This is a genomic window from Thermobrachium celere DSM 8682, assembly GCF_000430995.1.
Lineage (GTDB): Bacteria > Bacillota > Clostridia > Clostridiales > Caloramatoraceae > Thermobrachium > Thermobrachium celere.
In genome coordinates, this window is the sequence record NZ_HF952039.1 from 186,161 (window position 1) to 192,858 (window position 6,698).

4 protein-coding genes, 2 tRNA genes and 2 other annotated features (1 of these 8 cut by a window edge) are annotated in these 6,698 nt (G+C 34.0%); all 6 genes read right to left on the reverse strand.

Features of this window, described 5'->3' with window-relative positions; genetic code table 11:
• Nucleotides 1–290, reverse strand: a sequence feature (16S ribosomal RNA rRNA prediction is too short).
• Nucleotides 291–648: 358 nt separating this feature from the next.
• Complete coding sequence (locus TCEL_RS12440; RefSeq protein WP_018666624.1) at nt 649–1,086, reverse strand: VanZ family protein; 438 nt, start codon at nt 1,084–1,086, stop codon at nt 649–651.
• A gap of 117 nt (nt 1,087–1,203) precedes the next feature.
• The gene (iadA, locus tag TCEL_RS12445; RefSeq protein WP_018666627.1) at nt 1,204–2,361 is read right to left on the reverse strand and encodes a beta-aspartyl-peptidase; all 1,158 of its coding nucleotides are present in this window, start codon (nt 2,359–2,361) and stop codon (nt 1,204–1,206) included.
• 47 nt (nt 2,362–2,408) lie between these two features.
• Nucleotides 2,409–3,956 carry a putative basic amino acid antiporter YfcC gene (gene yfcC / locus TCEL_RS12450; protein WP_018666629.1) on the reverse strand — a complete coding sequence of 516 codons (1,548 nt, stop codon included), beginning with the start codon at nt 3,954–3,956 and terminating at the stop codon, nt 2,409–2,411.
• 160 nt (nt 3,957–4,116) lie between these two features.
• The gene (locus TCEL_RS12455) at nt 4,117–6,063 is read right to left on the reverse strand and encodes a sigma-54 interaction domain-containing protein (protein WP_018666631.1); all 1,947 of its coding nucleotides are present in this window, start codon (nt 6,061–6,063) and stop codon (nt 4,117–4,119) included.
• A gap of 100 nt (nt 6,064–6,163) precedes the next feature.
• Nucleotides 6,164–6,237, reverse strand: a tRNA-Gly gene (locus TCEL_RS12460).
• 4 nt (nt 6,238–6,241) lie between these two features.
• Nucleotides 6,242–6,316: transfer RNA gene (locus TCEL_RS12465), tRNA-Glu, on the reverse strand.
• A gap of 145 nt (nt 6,317–6,461) precedes the next feature.
• Nucleotides 6,462–6,698 (reverse strand) — a sequence feature (mutual gap in cmsearch alignment for this rRNA model is longer than 100); it runs 2,909 nt beyond the window's last position.

Consider the following 6,698-nt stretch of genomic DNA (forward strand, 5'->3'; position numbering starts at 1 on the left):
GTAGGAGTCTGGGCCGTGTCTCAGTCCCAGTGTGGCCGACCACCCTCTCAGGCCGGCTACCCATCGTCGCCTTGGTGAGCCATTACCTCACCAACTAGCTAATGGGCCGCGGGCCCATCCTTGAGCGGAATTAACCTTTGGCTAAGACGCCATGCGGCATCTTAGCGTTATGCGGTATTAGCAGGCCTTTCGACCTGTTATCCCCCTCTCAAGGGCAGGTTACCCACGTGTTACTCACCCGTCCGCCGCTAAGGTTCAAGGAGCAAGCTCCTATCCCCTCCGCTCGACTTGCATGTGTTAGGCACGCCGCCAGCGTTCGTCCTGAGCCAGGATCAAACTCTCATGTTCTAACCTGAGCTTCAAAGTACGTTCGCTCTCGCTGTTCAGTTTTCAAGGACCGTCGACGCTTATTTATGTTATCACGTCTTTTTTCATTTTGTCAACATCTTTTTTATTTTTTCTTTTCATCGCTGCTCCCCGCAAGCGACTTTTACATAATACCATGTGATTTAATCTTCTTCATAATTAAAAATAACAAATATAAAAATATATTTTATTAATTCTTTATTTTTCTTTTTATTTCTTAATAAATCTTTATATGATACTCAAGGTATAGTTGTAGTATATCTTTAAAAATTATAAGCCGCCCTATTTAATGTGGCGACTTATATATCTTCTAAAATATATGATAGCCATACAAACTAATCCTCCTGAAGTATCTATAAGAACATCTCTAAAGGAAGGCCCTCTACCTGGAACAAATCTCTGATGAAATTCATCAGAAGCAGCATATAGAAATGTTATTATAAAAGCAGTTAACAAGCTTGGTTTAAAATATAAATCTTCCTTTAATGCATTAAATAATAAAAAATATAGAATAAAGTACTCTGTAAAATGTGCTAGTTTTCTTATTACAAAATCAGCATTGCCATTAAAAATAGAATTAACATCCAAGCCTAATAAGTTTAATATGTATACTATAAACTCATTATTTTTGCTAGATTGATCAGAGTTTTGACTTGAAAACATAAATATAATTACCATCCAAATTACTACTAAAACCCATTTCTTAATCCTACTTTTCATGTCTTTCTCCTTTTCTGCAGATTTTCTATATAACTATAGTACATAATAAATAAAACTATATCAAGTAAATAAATATATATAACTAAAAATAAAGGCATTCTTTGAATGCCTTTATTTTTACTCAAAAGTTCCTACCTTTTCTAATTTTTTATCCCTCATCATAATATTCCCTTTTGAAATAACATCATTTATACAATAATCTTCATCCACTAAAACTATATCTGCATCATATCCTTCTTTAATTTGTCCTTTACCTTTAAGTTTTAAAATTCGCGCAGGATTTACTGTAATAAACTTAATTGCCTTCTCTATAGGGACTCCATCCAAAATAGCATCTCTAACTTCATTATACAGCGACGTCACCCTTCCAACCTGTAGTCCTATAAATTCTCTTTTATCATTAAATTTAGGAAGACTTCCTTGACCATCCGATGTAAGCGTTACATTGTCTTCTAAACCTTTTTCTATACAAATTTTTAAAGCAATACTTGCCTTAACTTCTCCTTCTTCATAAAATACTGGATCTGAACTAGTAGTAAAATCTATAAAACCTCCCATTTTTGCATATTCTAAACCTTGATTAAAAAGATCTGGATTTCTATTTACATGAGTAGGATAAAATTGTGTTATTGGAATTTCTGTTGTTTCAACTATTTCAATTAATGCATCAAGCCCAGCCTTTCCATCTCCCATGTGAATGTTTACTATACCTGCTTTTCCTGATAAAATACCTGCAACTCTTGCATCAGCTGTTAACCTTTTTAATTCATCTAGACTTGGTTGTGATGATCTATGATCCGACAATGCAATTTCTCCAACTCCAATAACTTTATCGATAAGAATTAAATCCTTCATTATGCTGCCTGTAAATGTAATAGGCGGAACTCTATAGGATCCAGTGTATATAAATGTTGTGACACCTTCCTCTTCTAATGCTTTAGCTTTAGCATACAAATTTTCAAGACTTCGTGTTATTCCATCTGTCCCTAATGTTCCTATAACTGTTGTTATCCCCCCTCTTATTATGTCTGATAAAACAATTTCAGGTGTCCTTGTCTTATATCCTCCTTCTCCTCCACCTCCAGTTATATGAACATGGGAATCTATAAACCCAGGAAGAGCCTTTTTTCCATCTCCATCGATTATTTCAACCTCTACTCCATCTATTACAATATCTTTATCTACCTTTAAAATTTTATCTGCAACAATTAATATATCTTTTTTTCCAATATATTGTGGCATATAAATATCAACATTTTTTATAATTTTTATCATACTATCCACCTCTTTTATATAAATATAGGGGCATAAGCCCCCTATTTTTAATTAAAACCTATGAAATGTGCAACAAGTACGAAAACTGATCCTAATGCAAATAAGAATAGCTGCATTTTAATTTGCCATTTAGCCCATCTTCCCCAATCAACTCTAGCAACTCCTAGTACACCCATTAAACAAGCTGATGTTGGGACAATTATGTTGGTTAGACCATCTCCAAGTTGAAATGCTAAAACAGCAACCTGTCTTGTAACACCTACTAAATCAGAAAGTGGTGCCATAATAGGCATTGTTATGGAAGCCTGTCCAGAACCAGATACAACAAAGAAATTAAATACAGATTGGAAAAGGTACATAAACCAAGCTGCAAAAGCACCACCAAGTTTACCAACTACATTTGATAAAGAATTTAATATTGTGTTCAATACTGTTGGAGTTCCTGGATCTGTGCCTCCAAGAATTATTAAAATACCTTGTGCCATACCAACAACTAAAGCAGCACCTACTAAATCTGCTGCCCCCCTCTGGAATGAATCTGCAATATCATTGGCAGTCATATTATTTAATCTGAATATTACCCCTATAATACCTGATAATAATCCCATTACAAAGAACTGAGAAGCAATTTCTGGTATATAATATCCCTTCTTTGTAACTCCCCAAACAACCCAAATTATACCTAATAATAGTATAAGAAGTACGAGTTTATGTCCTAAATTAAATTCAACATCTTCTACATCTGTTTTCATATTCTTTTTAAAATATTCTGTTGCTTCTTTTGCAATTGAACTTTCAGGATTCTTCTTAACATTTTTAGCGTATCTTAATGTATAAAGCAAACCTGCTAAAGTAAATACTGCCCACATAACCATTCTAAACTGTGCTCCAGAAAATACAGGTATACCAGATACCCCCTGTGCAACAGCTAAACTAAATGGATTCATCCATGATGTAGCAAATCCTATTTGGCTTGCAACATACGTTATAAGAACTCCAACAACTGCATCATATCCCATTGCAACAACTAGAGGAATAATTATTAGAGCAAAAGGTATTGTCTCTTCTCCCATTCCAAAAACAGCTCCACCTAATGAGAAAAGAACAAACAAAACAGGTAGTATTAAAAACTCCTTGCCATTTGTTATCTTAATCATTTTGAGTATTCCTGAATCAACTGCTCCAGTTCTTAGAATAATTCCAAAAGCTCCACCAATCACTAGTATAAATGCTATAATTCCTACTGCTGCTCCCCACTTATCTCCTCTTACCATTCCTTCAAATACATAATTGAGCATTCCATAACCACCAAAATCTTCTGTACCCCATAATTTTGCTGGTTTCTTTACAACTTCTCCCTTGTCGTTTTTTTCATATTGGAATGAACCTGCTTGAACTACTGTCTTTGTTTTTTCCTTTCCATTTACCATATACTTTACTTCTGTCTTTTCAAATTTTCCTACAGGAAGCAATAATGTTAGTAACCATGCAAATAAAACTACGAAAAATATGATGATATATGTGTGTGGGACCTTAACCGTCTTATTCTCCACTGTCTTTATTTCACTTTGAATAGATGTGTTTGTACTTGACATATTATCCCCCCATATTTTTTTATTAATGTTATAGCAAATACAATGCCAAATTTCTAAAAAATAAATGCCTTTAATATAAAACACTTAATAAACACTGTTTTATATTAAAGGCTTATTTGGGTTAAATATGGGTTATTATAGGTTGTATAAGTTTACATTATCATAAAAGCATAGTCCCTACTCTTCCTTTTTGGGATTTTACATATCCCATTTTCTCCAATTCTTTAAGTCTTGTTCTTATCATTTGTTCCGTTAAATTTATGCCCTTTTCTCTGCATATCCTTTCAATCTTTCTTCTACTTGCATTTTCTCCCCTTTTTCTTAAATCTTCAATTATATCTAATATTAATTTTAAATCCTGCCTTAACATATTATCATAGTGCAACATATCCAAAGGGAGATCCATTTTATCAATTTCACTGCCATTACAAACTGCCACCATATACTCTACTAAATTTTTAAGTTCTCTAATATTCCCAGGCCAATTGTAGTTTATTAATATATTAACTACTTCATCCTTTATTTTTAATCCTTTATCTTTTTTAGATATAAAATAATCTAATAATACTTTAATGTCTTCTTTTCTTTGCCTTAAAGGTGGAAGCTTAATATACATAACTTTTAGTCTATAATAAAGATCTTCTCTAAACTCTCCTTTTTCAACTAATTCCCTTAAATTTTTATTTGTTGCTGCAATTACTCTTACATCTATAGGAATAATCTTATTCCCACCAATCCTCATTATCTCTTTCTCCTGTAATACCCTTAAAAGTTTCGTCTGTAGTTTAAGTGATGCATCTCCAATTTCATCTAAAAATATTGTTCCTCCATCAGCCTGCTCAAATAATCCTTTTTTTCCACCTTTTAAGGCACCTGTAAAGGCCCCTTCCTCATAACCAAAGAGCTCACTTTCTGCAAGATTTTCAGGCAGTGATGAAAAGTTTACAGCAACAAAAGGCTTATTTTTTCTCATAGATTCATTGTGAATTGCTGAAGCAAATAATTCCTTTCCTGTTCCACTTTCACCTTCTATCAAAACTGTTAGATCATTCTTTGCTATTTTCCTCCCTATGTCTTTAATATAATTGATTTCTATGCTATTTCCTATAATGTCTTCAAATGAATACTTTGCATAGTAACCTTTTCTATATAAATCCTTTAACATTTGCTTTTCTAATTCTTCTAAATCCTTTTGGCTCTTCAAAGTTGCAATACTTATATTGTCTTTATCAAGAATAAATTTAGTAATGATATATTTTTCTCCTCTTATTTCAAATAAATTTGATGCTTCTTTATCACAGGATAATAAAAATTCTATTATATTGTTACCCGCAAAAATTTCTCTAATACTTTTACCAACTATATTTCCTTTTGCACCCACAATAAACTTTAAATTCTCATTAGATACAATAATTTTGCCTTTATTATCAAAAGCTAAAACAGCTTCTTTCATCCCATCCATAACAACTTTTATATGATTGAATGCCCTAGTCTTTTCTTTTGAAATATCAGCAAATTTCTTAGCCAAACTAACTATTTTATCTAGGTACATTATAGTAGCATCTTCCCACTTCTCATCATATACATTCAGTTCCTTTAATATTTCAGCTATAGTTACTATATCTATAAGTCGCGGACCTATATCTATTATATTTGCTATATCCTTAGGAACAATATCAATCTCTCCAGGAGTAATTGCATAATTTATCTTTTCCTTTAATTCACATCCTGGATAATATGGAATATATTCAACATGGTTTAATCCTAACTTTTTAAGCCAATCTATACATTCTTGAGTTGTTTCTTTACAATCATTAACAAAAAGAACCTTTTCACCCTCTGGAATAAAAAGCAAGTTTTCTATAATCTTATAATTTAAAACTCTTCTTGCTACTATAACTTTAGATACTCCTTCAATAAATAGAATAGCTTCATTATATATTAAACTTGTTGAAATTATTACTATATCAGCTTTAATTTTATCTTTTATCCCCTTATCTATAGCATATGATTCAACTTGAGCAATACCACCTATGTAACTTTCTAATTGTTCATGTAGTGTCTCCCTTGTATGTTCTGTTCCTGCAATTAAAACAACCTTTTTCATCCAACATCCCCCCAAATATCAATTATACTATACATTAATAATATTCTGAAATCTTTTAACAAAAAATAAAAAAGCCTTAGAGATAATTCTCTAAGACTTATGGAGCGGGTGATGGGAATCGAACCCACACAACCAGCTTGGAAGGCTGGGACTCTACCATTGAGCTACACCCGCATGGTGGTGACCCCTAGGGGATTCGAACCCCTGTTACCACCGTGAAAGGGTGGTGTCTTAACCACTTGACCAAGGGGCCATACTATCTTTAAGCGACCTACTCTCCCACACCGCATTAGTGCAGTGTCATCGGCCCGCGGTTAAATAACGTGTTTGGAATGGGAAAGGGTGTTTCCTCCGCGGCATAGTCACCGGATTAGTTCTTTCAAAACTGCACAGCCTGTATGATCAAGCCCTCGACCTATTAGTACCAGTCAGCTAAACGCCTTACGACGCTTACACCTCTGGCCTATCAACCTGGTGTTCTTCCAGGGGTCTTACTAGCTTAACGCTATGGGAAATCTCATCTTGAGGTGGGCTTCGCGCTTAGATGCCTTCAGCGCTTATCCCATCCGAACATGGCTACCCAGCTGTGCCGCTGGCGCGACAACTGGTGCACCAGAGGTTCGTCCATCCCGGTC